Genomic DNA, 17,825 nt, shown 5'->3' with positions numbered 1-17,825 from the left:
TTCATAACAGCTTATGGTCATTTACTAATATAAGCAGCTAAGATCTTAATTATCGAAGAATTTTATGGCAATTCATTAAATTTACAATTTGAGTTTCTTTCGACTATGCTAAGATTGCCTAATGCCTAGATAAAAATTACTACTCGCCTTAAAAGAGACCCAGGACTGCTTAAACAATATGGCCAACCAGAGCTTAGACAATGAAACCCAAATTCTAAAAGGTACCGACCCTAAGATGGGAAAACCTCATTCAGAACTCAATAGTCCTTTACTTGACTGCCTGGTTATTTACACCAAATTGAACCGCCAGCCTTATTCAAAAGAGTCTCTTATTGCAGGCTTACCGATAGACCCTGCCAACATCACTCCAGAAATTTTCAAACGTGCCGCCCAAAGAGCCAACATCGAAGCCACGTTTAAAGAGCGTAAGTTAGAAGACATATCCAATCTGGTGTTACCTTGCATCTTAACGCTATCCAACAACCAGGCCTGCATACTGGAAGAGCTCGACTTGGATAATCAAACCGCAAAGATTGTCCTGCCAGAAGCACCACAAGGTTCAAAAAACGTTAGTTTGGAACAACTCAATCAAGACTATTTAGGGTATGCAATCTATTTGACCTCTAGAAGTTTCAATGAACAGAAAACCGAAAACCTTATGGGCTTTCAAGAAGGTCATTGGTTCTGGGGAACCTTATGGTCTTCGAAATCGATCTACCGTGATGTTCTAATCGCGTCAATTGTTATTAACATTTTCGTACTCGCCAACCCTCTTTTTGTGATGAACGTCTACGACCGCATTGTCCCTAACAACGCAATTGAATCGTTATGGGTACTCGCAATCGGGGTTAGCGTGGTTTACATGTTTGATATTGTGCTGAAATATTTGCGTTCCTATTTCTTGGAAATGGCTGGGAAAAAGAGTGATGTCATCATGTCAGGCAAACTGTTTGAACAGACACTCGGCCTGACCATGGACAATAGAGGCGGCTCAATTGGGGTATTGGCCAATCAACTTAAAGAGTTTGACAGTATTCGCAATTTCTTTACCTCGGGAACGATTGCGACCTTGGTCGACTTACCTTTTACCGTTATCTTTTTATTGGTCATATTCTATATCGCCGGCAGTATTGTATTGATACCTATCGCGATTATCTTGTTCATACTATTCTACAGTTTCATGCTTAGAAACCCGGTTAAAAGAGCTATTGAGGCCACCTATGAAGCCAATAGCCAAAAGAATGCCGTTTTGATTGAAACCTTGAGCGCGATGGATACCATTAAATCCCTTGGGGTTGAAGCACGCGCTCAATGGCGTTGGGAACAAGCCATTGGAGAAATCGCCAAAGCCAGCTTAAAGTCCAAAATGCTACAAAGTTCGCTTGGTCGTGTGACGGGCTTTATGCAACAAATAAGTACGGTTATTATCGTGCTTGCCGGGGTATACATCATTCAGGAAGGTGATTTAACCATGGGTGGTCTTATCGCCACCGTCATGCTGAGTCAAAGAGCGATTGGACCAATGGGGCAGTTTGCTAACTTAATCACCAGCTATCAACAAACCAAAACCTCTTTGGCATCACTCAATGAATTAATGGTTAAAGAAGTTGAACGACCTTTACATAAACGTTTTATTCAACATCCTGTTTTTGAAGGACGCATTGAGTTCAATAACGTTAGTTTCACCTACCCTGGCGAGACAAAACCGGCGCTTAGCCGCGTGAGTTTTGTGATTGAACCAGGCGAGAAAGTCGGCATAATCGGCCGAATCGGCTCAGGAAAATCCACTATCGAAAAACTTATCTTAGGCTTCTACAAAGCCAATGAAGGCTCCATCTTAATTGACGGGATTGACATCACCCAACTGGATCCGGCCGAAGTCCGCCGCAACATTAACTATGTTCCACAGGATGTCACCTTATTCAGTGGAGATGTTAGAGATAACATCTCATATAGAGCCCCTTATGTTGAAGACTCTGCGATTATACGTGCCGCAAAATTGGCAGGAGTCGATGATTTTATCAAACAGCACCCTTCTGGCTACAGCTTGAAAGTGAATGAAGGCGGCACCTCCTTGTCAGGAGGCCAGAGACAGAGTATTGGAGTGGCTAGGGCTTTACTACTGGATGCACCTATCTATCTGTTTGATGAACCTACTAATGCGATGGATGCGAAAACCGAACAACTGATGATCAATCGTTTACAACAAGGGACTTTAAACAGTACAACCTTAGTAGTAACCCACAAAATGAGCTTATTACAACTCACTGAAAGGCTCATGGTGCTAGAAAACGGTAAATTGATAGCCGATGGGGCTAAACAAACGGTATTGGAAGCTCTAAAAACAGGCAAAATTAATAAGAATAACTAATCATGACAGACGCCAACAAAGACAACCTACCTGAAGAGAGTAAAATGGCACAGCCATCTCGTAAAGAACGTATTGCCGAGCAAGACATCGCCTATATGTCGAGTTTAAGTCAAGCGGCACTGGAAAAACCGACGGTTAGATCCCAAATGGTTGTTTGGGTGATTCTTTTGGTTGTTGTCTGGTTAATCGTTTGGGCGAATTATGCCGAACTGGATAAAATTGTCCGCGGCGAAGGTAAAGTTGTACCCTCTTCGCAAATCCAGATTATACAGAACCTCGAAGGAGGAATCGTTGAGGAGTTATTCATTCATTCTGGTGATAAGGTCAAAAAGGGACAGATTTTAATCAAACTGGATAACACTCAATTTGCCAGTTCTTATGGCGAGAGTGAACTGCGAGAAGCCGAACTGACCGCCAAAGCCCAGCGTCTTGCGGCTGAGGCTTTTGATAAACCTTTTATCGTAAGCAAAGAAAAAATTTCCGACCCTAAAATCCAAGACTTGTATGATCGTGAATTTCATCTTTATGAAGCACGCCAAAAACAGTTACTCACCTCCGACAATATCTTGGTAGAGCAAATAGAGCAGAAAAAACTGGATTTGCAGGATGCCTACAGCCAACAAAAACAATTAACCCGTTCATTAAACCTCTTAAAAAAAGAAGTTAGTTTTATGAAGCCATTGGTGAAGCAGGGTATCGCTTCGCAAGTTGATTTGCTTAAATTGGAACGTGAGGAGAATGAAGCGCTTTCAAAACTAAAAGGGGTTGAATTTTCCATACCGAGGCTTAAATCGGCGATATCCGAAGCACGTTCCAAACGTGATGATGCAAAGGAGACTTTTGCCAACGACGCTCATGAACAAATGAACCAGGCCTTGGCAGAAAAGGAACAGTTGATTAAATCCAAAGAAGCGCTGCAAGACAGGGTCGACAGGACGGATATCAAGTCACCCGTGAACGGGACAATCAAACAGATGTTTGTCAACACCATTGGTGGTGTAGTTCAACCAGGAAGCGATATTGTGGAAATCGTCCCAGATGACGACTCCTTGGTATTGGAAACCAAAATCCTACCTGCAGACATCGGCTTTATCTACCCTGGCCTTAAGGCTAAAGTGAAATTTACCGCTTATGATTTTGCCATCTACGGAGGCCTGGATGGTTCAGTGGAGCGTATATCGGCCGATACCATTACTGATGAAGAAGGCAACAGTTTTTATATAGCGCGCATTAAAACCGATAAAAACCATCTTGGGACGAAAGAAAACCCCTTATACCTTCTTCCTGGGATGACCAGTACGGTTGATATCATTGTCGGTAAACATACTGTTCTCGACTACTTACTTAAACCGATTATTAAGGCCAAAGACACCGCGCTAAGAGAATCATAACGCGACCTGCTTATAATAAAATAAACAAACGGACCTGATTTTTTTGTAATAAAATACGCAAAAATTCGGTTTAATTACAAGCTATTGAATTAAAACCAAAAAGGTTTTACATACGAATGAAACGACCACTGATTTTTGTACAAGACCCAAACGCATTGAAAAACTGGTTAAACGCCTGTGGGACAGATGCAAAAGTATTGTATGATTTAACTGATTTAGCTACACGTTTCGATACTGAATCACACATGATTCTGATACAGATTTCACCTAGTTCAACCGTATCCGAAATTGTCGAAATTGCTAAAAAATACGATGTAATCGCCTTTGCAAACGAACCGAATAATCAAGAAGGCCTGCAATTATTCGAAAACGGGATAAAAGGCTACATTAACACTTTCTCATCTGTAGAGCGCATTGAGCAGGCTATAGAGACAGTCAAAGCAGGAAGTATTTGGTTAGGCCAAAATGTCATGCAGGCCATGATCCAATCGTTGATGAAGAGCAACCAACCAAACAATGACTGGAAAGCTTCTTTGACAGACCGAGAACAGGAAGCCGCGGAGTTGGTTTTACAAAGCAAGACCAATAAAGAGATTGCCAAACAACTTGAAATTACCGAACGGACAGTAAAAGCCCACTTACATAATGTATTTGAAAAGCTTGATGTCTCTGACCGTCTTGCGTTAGTATTAAAAATCAAGAACTGGCAATAATAGCTATAAAATCAATAAATTAGAAAGTTCTAATATTAAATTATCAGGAATTATGATGAAACACCTTCAACTAAATTCAAAATGGTTCAGAAACGTATTTGGCCTTGCCCTATTACAAGCAAGTTTAGCTACCCCTGGCTATGCAATGGAACTGGTACCAACCATTGAAGATGCCATCATTCACAATCCCGAATTCAGAGAACAACTAAAAATCCATCAAGGTGCCAAAGCGGAACTTGATGGCGCACAAGGCAGCTGGTTACCAACCATTGATGTCGCAGCGGGTGTTGGACTGGAAGAAACCAAAAAAGAGTCTTTAAACAACAGAAATACCAGTTTAACCCGTAAGGAATCCTCGATTCGAGTAACTGAAAACCTATTCGAGGGTTTTAAGACAGAGAATGAAATTCAACGCCATCAAGCAAGCATGGACGCAGCGGCTTTCAGTGCCGAATCCAAAGCCAGCCAAATTGCTCTAGACATGACAGAAGCCTATGTCAACCTCTTGAAAGAACAAGAATTGCTTCGTTTGGAATCTGAAAACAAAAAGACCCATGAACGAATCCTAGACCAAATCATGCAACGCAGTGAAGCCGGTATAGGCAACCAGGTGGAAGTGGATCAAGCCAAAGCTCGTCTTGCCTTAGCCAGCTCAAATGAGATGGCCTCTCGCAATAACTACAACGACGCTTTAAGTAAATTCCAACGTATTCTGGGAAGAATGCCCGATAACGACCTTATCAAGCCAGCATTGCAATTTCAATTTCCTGACACTTTAGCTGAAGCGACCGACATAGCGTTACTTAACCACCCTACTTTACGTTCTGCCAATGCCGATATCGCTGAAGCACAAGCTCAACATCGCAGTGCCAAAAGCCCTTATTTCCCACGCCTTGACATCGAGATTGAAAAACGTTGGGATGAGGATATCAATGGCATAAAAGGCACGGATGAGGATCTTCAGGCGATGCTTCGCATGAGATACAACCTCTACAATGGTGGTAAAGATTCAGCGAATCGTGACCGCACCGCAGCCGCAGTTCAACAAGCCGCTGAGATTCGTAACAATGCACGTCGTCAAACGATTGAAAACCTACGTTACGCATGGGATGCTCGTAAATTTGTAGGAGAGCAGCTTGTCTACATTAAACAACACATTAAATTAACCTACGAAACTCTAGTAGGTTACCGTAAACAGTTCAGTCTTGGTAGACGCTCACTTCTTGACCTGCTGAACACGGAAGATGAGTACAACAGCGCCTTGAGAACGCTGGTAACCAGTGAAAGTGAATACATGATTGCCGAATACCGAATTCTAAATGGCATGGGGACGTTATTAGACACCCTAAAAGTTAACGTTAACTACGTTGAGGTTGATACTGATTACTCAGACCAATAAACAATACATTCCATACTGAATCAAAAAAGCCAGGTTATAAGCACACCTGGCTTTTTATTATCGCAACACTTATCCTTTCCAGAAAACTTCAAACTGTAACGCTATACGCTAAATAGAGTTGCCACCCACCCATGAGAATCACACTTAAACCCGCTAAACGTTTCACCCAAAGCATTCTGGATAAACGGGTGAAGTGAAAGGCAAAAACCCCCATTAACATCAAGTTGGGTAAAGTGCCCAAACCAAAAGCCAACATGACTCCTGCACCATTCAAAGCACTACCGGCACTCATCGCCATAATCAACATACTATAAACCAAACCACAAGGCAGCCATCCCCAAACCAATCCATATAACCAGGCCTGGTGATAATGTTTTACTGGAGTGAATTTCGTCGTAAAAGGAGCTAATCGTTTCCAAAGTTTTTGCCCCAAAACCTCTACTTTAGCTACCCCAAACCACCAACCTCCTAGATAAAGACCCAAAGCGATCATAAATAGACCGGCGACGGTTTGCAGTAGTTGCTGCGCAGGTAAAAACACTGCCAAGGAGCCCAATGTCGCCCCAAAGACACCAAATAAGGCGCCTATAACCATATAACTACTGATTCGTCCAAAGTTATATAATAGTTGATAGGGCATCATCTTCCACCAACTGGTTTGCGCCCGGCTATCGAGGCTAAAAGTCAGCCCGCCAACTACACCTCCACACATTCCAAGACAGTGAACACCACCAAGCACACCAACGATAAACGCTGTTATATAAATAGAATCCATCTAAACAAACGCCTTAGAAGCCGCCCGGTAACTCAATGCTTCTGCAACGTGTTGAGCTTCCACTTTATCTGATTCTTCCATATCTGCAATGGTTCGGGCAACACGCAGTATTCGATGATAACCACGGGCTGACAAGCCTAATTCATTCACCGCTTTTTCGATTAATGCCTGACTTGGAGCGTCAAGTACCACAATATCCTGCAATTCATTCGGTTGTAATTGTGAATTGAAGCAACCCTGCCGCACCAACTGACGCTCCCTAACCACAGCGACCCTTTGTCTTATGGTAGCGCTGTTCTCTGTAGCATTCTTATTAGGTTTACCTTGTAAATCCAACACATCCACAGCAGGCAGTTCTAGGTGCAGGTCTATACGGTCAAGCAAAGGACCCGAGATTTTTTTCTGGTAGCGTAAGATCTGTTCCGGTGTATCCTTACATCGACCTTTAGGGTCATCGGGAAAAAATCCACTCGGCGAAGGATTCATGGCAGTGATTAATAAATTATTGGCAGGATAGCTGACATGCTGATTAACACGGGAAATATTCACCATCTTGGTTTCTAGAGGTTCTCTTAAGGCCTCCAAAACGGCACGGTTGAACTCCGGCAATTCATCTAAAAACAAGACTCCATGATGCGCTAACGACATCGCACCCGGTTTTGGTGTCGTACCGCCACCCACCATCGCTGCAGCTGAAGCGGTATGATGTGGATGCACAAACGGTCTTTGATAAAAACCTTGCGCCGTAATATTTTGCCCACCAAGTGAACGGATACTGGCGACCTCGACAGCTTCCTCAGAACTTAACGCAGGAAGAATCGTCACCAAACGAGAAGCCAGCATGCTTTTTCCAGCACCAGGGGGGCCGACCATCAGCATAGAATGGTGTCCACTCGCACAGATTTCCAGCGCCCTTTTAGCTTGGAATTGCCCCTGTACATCCGCCAAATCGTCTGGATAGTCAGCCTCGGTGATGGAAATGTTTTCTTGGATTTTAAGCGGAGGGAACTCTTGCTGTAATACCCGACAAGCATCCCGTAAATTGGTGACGGCAAACAGAGCACCCTCAAAGTCGGGATAGGTTTGTAATACCAACTGCGCCTCTTCTTCATTGTCTGCCGCAACAATAACGCGTTTGGTGTCTTTATGAGCCGCCAACAAACCTGGAATCAGCCCCTTAACCCCTCTCAGTTCGCCCGTTAAAGCTAGTTCACCAAAAAACTCAAATTGACCTATATCCTCAACATGTAGCTGCTCAGTGGCAATCAAAATACCCAAAGCAATCGCTAAATCATAACGGCCACCGGTTTTAGGTAAATCGGCAGGAGCGAGGTTAACGGTAATCCTTTTAGGAGGTAGTTTGAAACCTGAACTGATTAAAGCGCTACGGACTCTATCCTTACTCTCTTTTACCGAAGCTTCAGGCAAACCAACAATGGAAAAAGAAGGTAAGCCATTACTTGCATGCACCTCAACCGTAACTAATGGCGAATCCATTCCTAAAACGGCGCGTGTGCATAAAGAGGCTAAAAACATTTAAACAATCAATTATCGCTGGAAAGATGCTTTTCTAATTCAGCAACCTGTTTTTCCAAAAGCTCAAGCTTAGCACGAGTTTTCGCTAAAACAGCGGTTTGAATATCGAACTCTTCACGAGAAACCAAATCCATCTTATCAAACGCACTCGACAACACGGTTTTAATCTGTGACTGAACGGCTGAAGGCATTTCTCCAAAGCCCTCCGGAATGATTTCTGCGATTTTTTTTGCAACAGATTCAAGTTGAGAAGGATTTAACATCGGATAGACCTCAAAAGCTTTTATTAAAGGCAAACTATAACTCTTTATTGCAATATTCTCTATACGAAGTTCAATAAAATAGCCATCTTAATCCGCTTATCAACATCCGACTAAACCACTTTTATCAAGTAAATTTCGTGGTAGAATTCGATAACAATTAAGCTATAAAACAAGGAATTTTAACCGTGCTAATTGATATTCAAGACACGCCAGACAAAGCAAAACGTATATTCAATACGATTACCGTTGCCTTTGATGAGCAAAATATCAATCCCACACCTTTAAATTATTTTGTTTGGTATCAATACTTTAAAGGCGACAATCCGAAGTTTAGGCAAGCGATGGATGCGATTCTAAATGATCCATTTGGCTATAACGACCGTGTAGGAAAACGTCTATATGATGAATTTCTCGTAGAAGATGACAATGCCGCATCAGAATTTGATCGGGCATTTAGACGCCTGATTGGTGTCATGGTCAAAAAAATGCATGCCTGGAGTGATAAATTAGAAACCCACACTAAAGAACTAGATGCTTGCACCTCTAAACTCTCCGACCCTAATTTAAATGCCGAACAAGTTAAAGCCATTACCAACAGTGTCTTACATGCCGCATCATCAATGAAAGAAAGCAGTAAAGCCTTTCAGGAAGAGATGACCCAAAGCTCCATAGAAGTGAAACACTTGCGTCAACAATTGATCGATGCCCGTGCGGAAGCGATGCAGGATGAGCTGACAGAACTTGGTAACCGCAAAGCGTTCAATAACGCAATGGAAGAGTTAATTTTTGATGCTCAGGAAAATCCCGCAGGATTATGCTTAATTATCAGTGATATCGATCACTTCAAGAAATTTAACGACAATTATGGCCACTTAGTTGGTGACAGTGTTTTACGCTACTATGCAAGCATTATGAAAAAAACCAAGCGCGACAATGAAACCATCTGTCGCTTTGGTGGAGAAGAATTCGCCATTTTACTGGCTAACTCATCTTTAGAAGAAGCTCATGAACGTGCTGAAGAAATTCGTCAAGCCATCGAATCGGCTCATCTTAAGCGTAAAAATGAAGTTGAACCTATATCAACCATAACCGCTTCATTTGGTATCGCTAGCTATAAGGGGTCTAAGGAAAACAGCGAAGACTTCATCGGTCGAGCGGATCAGGCTCTATACAAAGCAAAAAACGACGGACGTAATCGTATTGTTTTGGAAACCGATCTCTCCGAAAACACTGCTACATAAATACTCGACATGAGTTTGGAGAATAACCAATAAAAAAGGGCGAATATTCGCCCTTTTTTATTATAAACGTCAGGTTTTACTAATGTTTAGGCGCTTTGACCAATAACGTATCCACCCCTAAGCGCCTTAACTCATTACGTCGCTTATTTAAGACTAAACGGTCACTAAAAGGCCCTACACGCAAACGGTAATAGGTTCGTGTCTTGGTGGTTAACACTGATAACTGTAAATCTTGCCCCAGCTTAGCTAAACGTTGTTGCTCTTTTAGCGCGATTTTTTCCGATCCAAAAGTACCTGCTTGAATGTAATAAGGCTGCTCTAAAGCGACAGAGAGAGGTACGGCATCAACAACGACCTCCATCTTACCCAAACCATCATAAAAACTGAATGAAGGCTTATCCTCGGCCTCCTTCACATTTTCATCCGTTTGAACATTCACCGCCTCAACAACAACGGGCTTAGGCTGCAATTTTTCAGAAACTTCCTGCACGGCGTCTTCAGTCTGCTCTTTGAGATCCTTAGCGGCCTTAAAAATAGAAGTTTCTGCCGGATTATCAGCCTTAGCCCCTTGTGACACAAAATGCTGTGTGACAAAAAAGCCAACCAATAAAACCGCTGAAACCAAAAAGCCGCCTGCCCAAATTATTGGCACAGAAGAACGACTGTTAACTCCGGGCTTGGGAGCTGTTTGCGATTTTCGTTGAAACGGTTGTTTTGAATGTTTACCGTGTCCGTGCCGATAATCTCGAGCCATTTACATCTTCTCTGGAGCAGAAACACCAATAATGGCCAAACCATTCTGTAAAACTTGTTGTACCGCACAAATCAACGTTAAACGTGCCTGTCGAGTTGCCTCTTCCTCAACGATAAACTGACTTGCGTTGTAATATGAATGTAAGCCATGTGCCAAATCTTTCAAATAGTAGGCGATTTGATGCGGTTCATAAACTGCGGCTGCACGCGCTACAATCTCTGGATACTTGGCAAGTTCGGTTGCCAGATTGATTTCATGCTCTTCTTCAAGCTTATTCAAATTAGACAGGCCTGCTTGAATATCTAATGTATACCCCTGGCTTTCCGCCTGAGATAAAACACGACAAATTCGAGCGTGTGCATATTGAATGTAATACACCGGGTTTTCATTTGATTTTGATTTGGCTAAATCCAAATCAAAATCCATATGCTGTTCTGATTTACGCTGAACATAGAAGAAGCGAGCGGCATCACTACCAACCTCTTCTCGTAACTCACGCAACGTGACAAATTGACCACTGCGGGTAGACATGGCAAGCTTTTCGCCTCCACGATAAAGCACTGCAAACTGTACTAGCAATACTTGCAAGGCATCTGCATTGGTGCCCATCGCTTCCATTGCCGCCTTAACACGCGGAACATAACCGTGATGATCCGAACCCCAAATATCGATTAAGACATCAAAGCCACGCTCTAGCTTATTGAAGTGGTAAGCGATATCCGAAGCAAAATAGGTTTTAATCCCATTATCACGTACGACTACACGATCTTTCTCATCACCATATTCAGTCGATTTGAACCACAAAGCGCCATCTTTTTCGTAGATTTTTCCGGCTTCTTGCAATTTAGAAATCGCTGCATCAATCACGCCTGAATCCATTAAAGAGCGTTCTGAAAACCACTCATCGAACTTAACATTGAAACCGGCTAAGTCTTCTTTGATGTCCGAAAGGATCGAGTCGATGGCCGCCTTGAAGACCGCTTCATAATGATGAGAGCCAAGCAAGTTTTTCGCTTTAAGAATCAAATCATCGATATGTTTTTCTTTATCGCCACCCTCTTGACCTTCATCAGGAGTAATCCCAGCGAAGACCTCCAAAGCCGGCTTCTGTAATGTCGTTGCAAATTGCGCCTGCAAGCTGTCGCAAATAGTGTAGATATAATCGCCTTTATAACCATTACTTGGAAAAGTGAATTGCTCACCACACTGCTCTAAGTAACGCAACCAAACCGAAGTCGCCAAAATATCCATTTGACGGCCGGCATCGTTGACGTAGTACTCTTTAGCGACGTTAAAGCCCGCAACTTCAAGCAGGTTAGCGACACTTGCACCATAGGCCGCACCACGGCCATGGCCTACATGCAAAGGTCCGGTTGGGTTTGCCGAAACAAACTCAACCAAAACGGAACGGCCTTGACCGACATTACATTTACCAAAATCGGCTTTTTGCTCAAAAATGGCCTGAACGACATCAAACTTGGCGGAATCATCGACAAAAAAGTTAATGAAACCTGGCCCTGCAATCTCAACCTTTTGCACCACAGCGGCATCGGCTACCAGCTCAACAATTTTTTGAGCCAACTCTCTTGGCGGCATACCGGCTTGTTTAGTCATCATCATCGCCAAGTTAGTTGCAAAATCACCGTGCGATTTATCTCGAGTGTTTTCCACATTAATACGTGGGTTTGTGTCTTCAGGAATCACACCCTGTTGTTTTAGTTTTTGAACAACTTCGGTCAAAATCTGCGCGATTTGCTGCTTCATGCGAACGTCTCTTTACTTGAACTGATGATTTTATAAAACAGGATATTTTACTAAATTAATAGCCACTAACGAGTTTAATTTTAAATCCATAAAAAAACCCGCCATTACGCGGGTTTAAGGAAGTTAATGAAACCTGTCTTATGAGTATGCTAATCAATCAGCAAAACTCGGTTATTCACCAGTGGCCTTTTTAACTGGTGCTTTTTTAGCCGGAGCTTTCCGAGTGGCGGGTTTTTTAGTCGCTACTTTTTTGGTTGCCGGCTTCTTAGCCGTTGTCTTTTTCGCAGGAGCCTTTTTCGCAGCCGGTTTTTTGGCAGGCGCTTTTTTAGCTGCGGCAGCTCGTCCACGTTTTTTAGGCTCAGGCGCTTCATCCAAACGTTTAACACACTCTTCAAAAGAGAGTGCTAAAGCATCTTCATCCTTGGCGATTTTGGCATTTTTCTTGGTGGTGATATCCGTGATATAAGGCCCCCATCGACCCTTCAGTATTTTCACATCGGTTCCAGGAAAAGTTTTTACAATCTTATCCGCATCAGCTTGAATTTTATTTTCAATCAATGCGACCGACTCTTCTAAAGTAATGCTTAAAGGGTCAAACCCCTTAATCGGTGCATACATTTTAGTACCGTATTCTAAATAAGGACCAAACGGGCCTTGTTTGGCAATGATTTTTTGTCCTTTCTCAACCCCAAATTCAGACCCATCCACCGCAGTTGCCTTAAATGTTTCCGGCATTTCACCGACTTCACGAGGCAATTTAAACAGTTCCAAAGCCTGCTCCAAAGTCAGGAGATCCATCTTTTGTCCTGGCATCAAACTGGCGAAGGTTGGCTTCTCTTCATTTTCACCATCCCCCACTTGCACATAAGGCCCAAAACGTCCGATTTTAACAAACATCGGTTTACCGCTTTCCGGATGATTGCCTAAAGAACGGGCTTGTCCAGCCTCTTCCCTTGACACATCTTCCGCAGCAATCACTTTAGGATGAAACTGGTTATAGAACTCAGCCAGCATCTCTTGCCATTGCATTTTCCCTTGGGCAATCACGTCAAACTTATCTTCCACCTTCGCGGTGAATTGATAATCGAGAATCTCACCAAAATGCTTGGTTAGGAAATTAGTAACAATGCCAGCGATATCGGTCGGAAATAGTTTGTTCTTCTCAGTTCCGGCCATTTCAGTCAAAGTTTCCGCTGTTACCTTACCATCGACCAAACTGATTTGGCGATACTCTCTTGGCTTACCTTCGCGATCCTCTTTAACCACGTAACCACGCTGTTGAACGGTATCAATGGTTGGCGCATAGGTTGAAGGCCGCCCAATTCCCATCTCTTCAAGCGTTCTGACTAAACTCGCTTCGTTGTAACGTGCAGGCGGTCTGCTATAACTCTGCTTAGCACCTAACTCCTTAACACTTAACGCTTGCCCAATGGTCATCGGAGGTAATAAACCACCTTCATCAGATGCATCAAAATCATAGACTTTCAAGAAACCGTCAAAATTAACCACCTCTCCTTTGGCAGTCAACTTATCGCCTGGTAACAAATCAATCCCCACATCAACCGTGGTTCTCTTAAGTTGTGCATCGGCCATTTGCGAAGCAATCGCTCGACGCCAAATCAATTGATATAGACGTTGCTCATTACGTTCCCCGCCTACATTCTCAACACCAAAATCAGTCGGGCGAATCGCTTCGTGAGCCTCTTGTGCATCGGCGTTTTTGGTTTTATATCGACGCGGCATACTGTACTGTGCGCCGTAATCAGCGGTAATGGTATTCTTAGCTTGTTCAATCGCCAACTCTGATAAGTTCACCGAGTCGGTACGCATATAGGTAATCTTTCCGGACTCATATAAACGCTGAGCGACCATCATGGTCTGCTTAACCGAAAAGCCCAATTTAGATGAAGCTTCTTGTTGCAGAGTAGAGGTGGTAAAAGGAGCTTTTGGCGAACGTTTAGCCGGTTTCTCTTCTAAAGAGATAACGGAAAGATTGGCCTTAGCCACCGCCTCTAGAAATGCCGTGGCTTCGGCTTCAGTATCAAAACTTGCGGTACGTTTAACATCCAATTCACCCACTTTTTTGCCTGCCGAATCAAGCAACTCCAACTGACCTTGAACCCTAAAGACAAAACTGGCCTCAAACGCTTCAACTTCTCTTTCACGCTCAACAATCAGGCGTACAGCAACCGACTGGACTCGCCCAGCAGATAAGCCGGTACGAATCTTCTTCCATAAAATTGGGGAGAGTTCAAAACCAACAATACGGTCTAAAATACGGCGCGCTTGTTGCGCATCGACCAAATCCAAATCCACTGTGCGTGGCGAGGCAATCGCGGCCTGGATAGCCGGTTTGGTAATTTCATGAAAAACGATACGTTTTGTTGTATTGATATCCAGGTTCAAGGCTTCCGCTAGGTGCCATGCAATGGCTTCCCCTTCGCGGTCCTCATCCGTTGCCAACCAGACGGTATCGGCCGATTTAGCTAGTTTTTTCAGCTCGGTGACATTTTTCTTTTTATCAGACGAAATCTCGTAATTTGGTAAAAAACCATTTTCAAGGTCAATCCCCATACCTTTTTTCTGAATATCGCGGATATGACCGTAACTGGAACGTACCGTAAAATCCTTACCCAAATACTTTTCGATGGTTTTTGCTTTAGCGGGGGACTCCACTATCACCAAATTCGTCATATAGTTAACTCTAATTTAAAATATTATCTGTGTCGGTTTGATGTCCAGTGCCTTTTTGTTTTTTCTTTTAAAAACAGCACTTTCAACATTCAAAAATTTTCTTCTTTTTTTAAGATGCATAATTTTTAGGGCTTTTGCAAACACTAATTTTACTTTTGGATACATTTATAGAGTTAATTGATCCAATTACTTTTGACTACCACCAAATAAATACGCCCTTTTACTCAATGACATATATATTAATAGGATTATTAGGTATAATTTTGTGACAACCCTTAAAATAAAATAGTTAATCAGATGCTTTAACCAGCATAGTAGATATTTAATGCCAACCCCGGAAAACATTTTGTCGCAACCCTCAGAACAGCAACTCATTGTTATCGGCATGAGCCAAACAAACCGAACTGATCTACAAAATCTGCTGCACAACCGTCCTTTTGTACTGACTTTTTGTGAGACGCTTTCTCAGGCAATAAAAACCTTACATCAAAGCTCGGCCTTCCATCACCAAGCCATCATCTTGGATGAAAGCATTTTAAATAGTCATGACTTCGATGAGTTTCAAGCCTATCGAGAAAACTCAAGCGTCAATCTCATTCCTTTAATCTTACAAGCCAACTGCACACAATCTGCGGCGATTCAGAAGGGAGTTGAGTTAGGGGTGTTTTTCTATCTAATCCCCCCCTATGATGTGTCATTATTTGAAACCGTCATTCATGCGGCTTTGAACAGCGAAGAAAAACACAGTGAATTGAGTCAGCATCTTAAAAACTTCAATGCCGCTCACCCTCTTTTACAAGAAGCGACTTTTCAACTCAGAACCATTCAAGAAGCTCAAGCCCTTTCTTCTGTCCTAGCTTACATGACAAACGATCAGAAGCGCATCGGCGTTGGATTATTTGAGCTGATGTTAAACGCCATCGAGCATGGTAATTTAGGCATTGGTTACGAATTAAAAACCCAATTAATCAACAAATCAGAACTGCAGAAAGAGATTCAACATCGACATGACTTACCTGAAAACCAGCACAAAAAGGTGGTGGTCAGAGTCAAACGTACCGCGAAGTATTTTGAAGTCATCATTTCTGACGAAGGCAATGGATTTGATTATGAAAACTACCTGGACTACTCAGAGAACCGTGCCACACACAGCCATGGCCGCGGCATTATGATTGCCAACCGTTTAAGCTTCGACTCTTTAGAATATCGAGATTCAGGTTCGACGGTCGTTTGTCGCTGCAGCATTACCTGATTCTTCGCCAACGCGCCGCCGATAAGGCCTCAACCTCACCGGAAAGCTCCAACAACATCAATTCACCTTGCAAACTAGACACCGGCATTTTGCTCAACACCACCAATTCATCTAAGCCAATCGCATCATAACCAATCCACTCCAACAATTTACTCTGACTTTGGGTGTTGACGGCTGAAGCTGACTTCTTTTCAACGGTTGATTGCTCTGCAAACAGATTCAACGTCGACTGTAGATTGCTTGACAGCTCCTCTAAAACATCTTGCCCGGATTCAACCAGTTTTGCACCTTGTTTGATTAATTGATGGCAGCCTTTCGCCAATGGATTATGAATGGAACCAGGTACGGCAAATACTTCCCGACCTTGTTCCAAAGCGGTTCTTGCGGTAATCAATGAACCGCTCTTCAATGCAGCCTCCACCACTAAAGTGCCTAAACTCAAGCCACTTATAATCCGGTTTCGGCGTGGGAAATTATAGTTAAGTGGTTTAGTGCCTAAAGGAAACTCTGAGATCATCGCCCCCTCTTCAGCAATCTGATGACCCAATTTTTGGTTGGATGCTGGATAAATGCGATCCAAACCGGTTGCCACCACAGCAACGGTTTTACCAACCCCTTCCAAAGCCCCTTTATGGGCCGCTGTATCAATCCCCAAAGCCAGCCCGCTGGTAATCGCCAATCCTTGTGAAGAGAGATGTTTGGCAAAATCTTTTGCGGTTTCCACGCCTAATCGAGAAGCATGACGACTACCCACAATAGCGATTTGCGGATCACTCAACAATTCGATATTGCCGCGGACACCCAAAACAATCGGCGCTTCACTGATTTCAGTCAACGACTGTGGATATTCTTTATCACCTAACAGTAACCAGGCCTGGTTGTTCTCTTCACCCCAAGCTAAAGCTTCATCTAACCGCGCTTGCAAATCATCCGCAAACAGAATGGCCAATTGCGCTTCACTCAATAATTCACCACGTTGCCAGTCGGCTTGCGGTGATTCCAATGCGGTTTGTAAACTTCCAAAGTGCTGCTGTACCGCTTGCAACTGCCTAAAGGAGACATGCGCTATCTGCATGGATAACATTGTGGGTAAATCGGCAAAATTTGACATAGTCGGCTATAATAGTTCGCAATTATTTACTGAAGTATATACGACACTATGGAAAAACTCGATATCGTTCTCTACCCTGAATCTGGACTTCGTGAAGTCTGCGCGCCAATTCCTGAAATGAACGATGAGATTGATAAACTCATCGACGATATGTTCTACACCATGTATGACGCGCCCGGCATTGGTTTAGCCGCACCGCAAATTGCCGTGCAGCAGCGTTTGATTGTGGTCGACATTTCAGAAAGCAAAGATCAACCGATTGCGTTGATCAACCCTGAAATCATCCGTTCTGCAGGTGAAATCACCTGGGAGGAAGGCTGCCTTTCCATTCCGGGAATCTATGCGAAGGTCAAAAGACCGAGCGACATTATCGTTCGCGGCATGAATCGCGATGGCAAAATCATCGAATTGGAAGCCAGCGACCTATTGGCGGTCTGCTTACAACACGAAATCGACCACTTAAACGGCACGCTGTTCATTGACCATCTCTCTGGATTGAAACGCACCCGTGCACTGCAGAAATTTCGTAAGTCAATGGAAGAACAAGAGCAATAAACCGAT

Annotated in this window: 14 protein-coding genes; 7 read left to right on the top strand and 7 right to left on the bottom strand. The window is 43.2% G+C overall.

Going from position 1 to position 17,825, the window contains the following annotated elements:
* Positions 1-178: 178 nt before the first annotated feature.
* The 4 genes from L6421_RS01265 (at position 179) to L6421_RS01250 (ending at position 5,874) form a co-directional block, all read left to right on the top strand.
* The gene (locus L6421_RS01265; protein ID WP_237262167.1) at positions 179-2,371 is read left to right on the top strand and encodes a type I secretion system permease/ATPase; all 2,193 of its coding nucleotides are present in this window, start codon (positions 179-181) and stop codon (positions 2,369-2,371) included.
* Positions 2,372-2,373: 2 nt separating this feature from the next.
* Positions 2,374-3,762, top strand: coding sequence for an HlyD family type I secretion periplasmic adaptor subunit (locus tag L6421_RS01260; RefSeq protein WP_237262166.1), 1,389 nt, complete (start codon positions 2,374-2,376; stop codon positions 3,760-3,762).
* A gap of 116 nt (positions 3,763-3,878) precedes the next feature.
* Entirely contained in the window at positions 3,879-4,475 is a 597-nt protein-coding gene (locus L6421_RS01255) for a response regulator transcription factor (protein WP_237262165.1), read from the top strand.
* 55 nt (positions 4,476-4,530) lie between these two features.
* Positions 4,531-5,874, top strand: coding sequence for a TolC family outer membrane protein (locus L6421_RS01250; RefSeq protein WP_237262164.1), 1,344 nt, complete (start codon positions 4,531-4,533; stop codon positions 5,872-5,874).
* An 88-nt stretch (positions 5,875-5,962) separates the two neighbouring features.
* On the opposite strand, the gene L6421_RS01245 is transcribed toward L6421_RS01250, so the two are convergent.
* From L6421_RS01245 to L6421_RS01235, 3 genes are read right to left on the bottom strand one after another with little or no spacing between them, the layout of a single operon-like run.
* A complete protein-coding gene (locus L6421_RS01245; protein ID WP_237262163.1) occupies positions 5,963-6,649 on the bottom strand; it encodes a sulfite exporter TauE/SafE family protein in 687 nt (228 codons plus the stop codon).
* Positions 6,650-8,185, bottom strand: a complete 1,536-nt coding sequence (locus tag L6421_RS01240) for a YifB family Mg chelatase-like AAA ATPase (RefSeq protein WP_237262162.1) — start codon at positions 8,183-8,185, stop codon at positions 6,650-6,652.
* A gap of 8 nt (positions 8,186-8,193) precedes the next feature.
* Positions 8,194-8,448 (bottom strand): accessory factor UbiK family protein, encoded by a 255-nt coding sequence (locus tag L6421_RS01235; RefSeq protein ID WP_237262161.1) that lies wholly within the window; start codon positions 8,446-8,448, stop codon positions 8,194-8,196.
* Between the two features lie 185 nt (positions 8,449-8,633).
* On the opposite strand from L6421_RS01235, the gene L6421_RS01230 reads away from it, so the two are divergent.
* A complete protein-coding gene (locus L6421_RS01230) occupies positions 8,634-9,689 on the top strand; it encodes a GGDEF domain-containing protein (RefSeq protein ID WP_237262160.1) in 1,056 nt (351 codons plus the stop codon).
* 79 nt (positions 9,690-9,768) lie between these two features.
* Here the strand turns inward: L6421_RS01230 and L6421_RS01225 are convergent, their stop codons facing one another.
* The 3 genes from L6421_RS01225 to topA form a co-directional block, all read right to left on the bottom strand.
* Positions 9,769-10,443 (bottom strand): SPOR domain-containing protein, encoded by a 675-nt coding sequence (locus tag L6421_RS01225; RefSeq protein WP_237262159.1) that lies wholly within the window; start codon positions 10,441-10,443, stop codon positions 9,769-9,771.
* On the bottom strand, positions 10,444-12,207 hold the full coding sequence (gene argS / locus L6421_RS01220; RefSeq protein ID WP_237262158.1) for an arginine--tRNA ligase: 1,764 nt from the start codon (positions 12,205-12,207) through the stop codon (positions 10,444-10,446).
* A gap of 171 nt (positions 12,208-12,378) precedes the next feature.
* Positions 12,379-14,901 (bottom strand): type I DNA topoisomerase, encoded by a 2,523-nt coding sequence (topA, locus tag L6421_RS01215; RefSeq protein WP_237262157.1) that lies wholly within the window; start codon positions 14,899-14,901, stop codon positions 12,379-12,381.
* Between the two features lie 346 nt (positions 14,902-15,247).
* Between topA and L6421_RS01210 the strand changes: the two genes are divergently transcribed.
* Positions 15,248-16,153, top strand: coding sequence for an ATP-binding protein (locus L6421_RS01210; protein ID WP_237262156.1), 906 nt, complete (start codon positions 15,248-15,250; stop codon positions 16,151-16,153).
* On the opposite strand, the gene dprA is transcribed toward L6421_RS01210, so the two are convergent.
* Positions 16,146-17,264 (bottom strand): DNA-processing protein DprA, encoded by a 1,119-nt coding sequence (dprA, locus tag L6421_RS01205; RefSeq protein WP_237262155.1) that lies wholly within the window; start codon positions 17,262-17,264, stop codon positions 16,146-16,148. The two genes, L6421_RS01210 and dprA, sit on opposite strands and share 8 nt — an antisense overlap.
* Before the next feature lie 48 nt (positions 17,265-17,312).
* Here dprA and def point away from each other — a divergent pair, with 48 nt between their 5' ends.
* Positions 17,313-17,819, top strand: coding sequence for a peptide deformylase (def, locus tag L6421_RS01200; protein ID WP_237262154.1), 507 nt, complete (start codon positions 17,313-17,315; stop codon positions 17,817-17,819).
* Positions 17,820-17,825 lie beyond the last annotated feature (6 nt).

It is taken from the genome of Thiomicrorhabdus immobilis (assembly GCF_021654855.1).
Taxonomy (GTDB): domain Bacteria; phylum Pseudomonadota; class Gammaproteobacteria; order Thiomicrospirales; family Thiomicrospiraceae; genus Thiomicrorhabdus; species Thiomicrorhabdus immobilis.
Note: the sequence above shows the minus strand (reverse complement) of the source record. Positions and strands in the feature narration are given on the sequence as shown.

Coding starts and splice junctions, on each gene's coding strand:
- L6421_RS01265 (WP_237262167.1), top strand. CDS start 179: ATGGCCAACCAGAGCTTAGACAATGAAACCCAAATTCTAAAAGGTACC.
- L6421_RS01260 (WP_237262166.1), top strand. CDS start 2,374: ATGACAGACGCCAACAAAGACAACCTACCTGAAGAGAGTAAAATGGCA.
- L6421_RS01255 (WP_237262165.1), top strand. CDS start 3,879: ATGAAACGACCACTGATTTTTGTACAAGACCCAAACGCATTGAAAAAC.
- L6421_RS01250 (WP_237262164.1), top strand. CDS start 4,531: ATGAAACACCTTCAACTAAATTCAAAATGGTTCAGAAACGTATTTGGC.
- L6421_RS01245 (WP_237262163.1), bottom strand. CDS start 6,649: ATGGATTCTATTTATATAACAGCGTTTATCGTTGGTGTGCTTGGTGGT.
- L6421_RS01240 (WP_237262162.1), bottom strand. CDS start 8,185: ATGTTTTTAGCCTCTTTATGCACACGCGCCGTTTTAGGAATGGATTCG.
- L6421_RS01235 (WP_237262161.1), bottom strand. CDS start 8,448: ATGTTAAATCCTTCTCAACTTGAATCTGTTGCAAAAAAAATCGCAGAA.
- L6421_RS01225 (WP_237262159.1), bottom strand. CDS start 10,443: ATGGCTCGAGATTATCGGCACGGACACGGTAAACATTCAAAACAACCG.
- argS (WP_237262158.1), bottom strand. CDS start 12,207: ATGAAGCAGCAAATCGCGCAGATTTTGACCGAAGTTGTTCAAAAACTA.
- topA (WP_237262157.1), bottom strand. CDS start 14,901: ATGACGAATTTGGTGATAGTGGAGTCCCCCGCTAAAGCAAAAACCATC.
- dprA (WP_237262155.1), bottom strand. CDS start 17,264: ATGTCAAATTTTGCCGATTTACCCACAATGTTATCCATGCAGATAGCG.
- def (WP_237262154.1), top strand. CDS start 17,313: ATGGAAAAACTCGATATCGTTCTCTACCCTGAATCTGGACTTCGTGAA.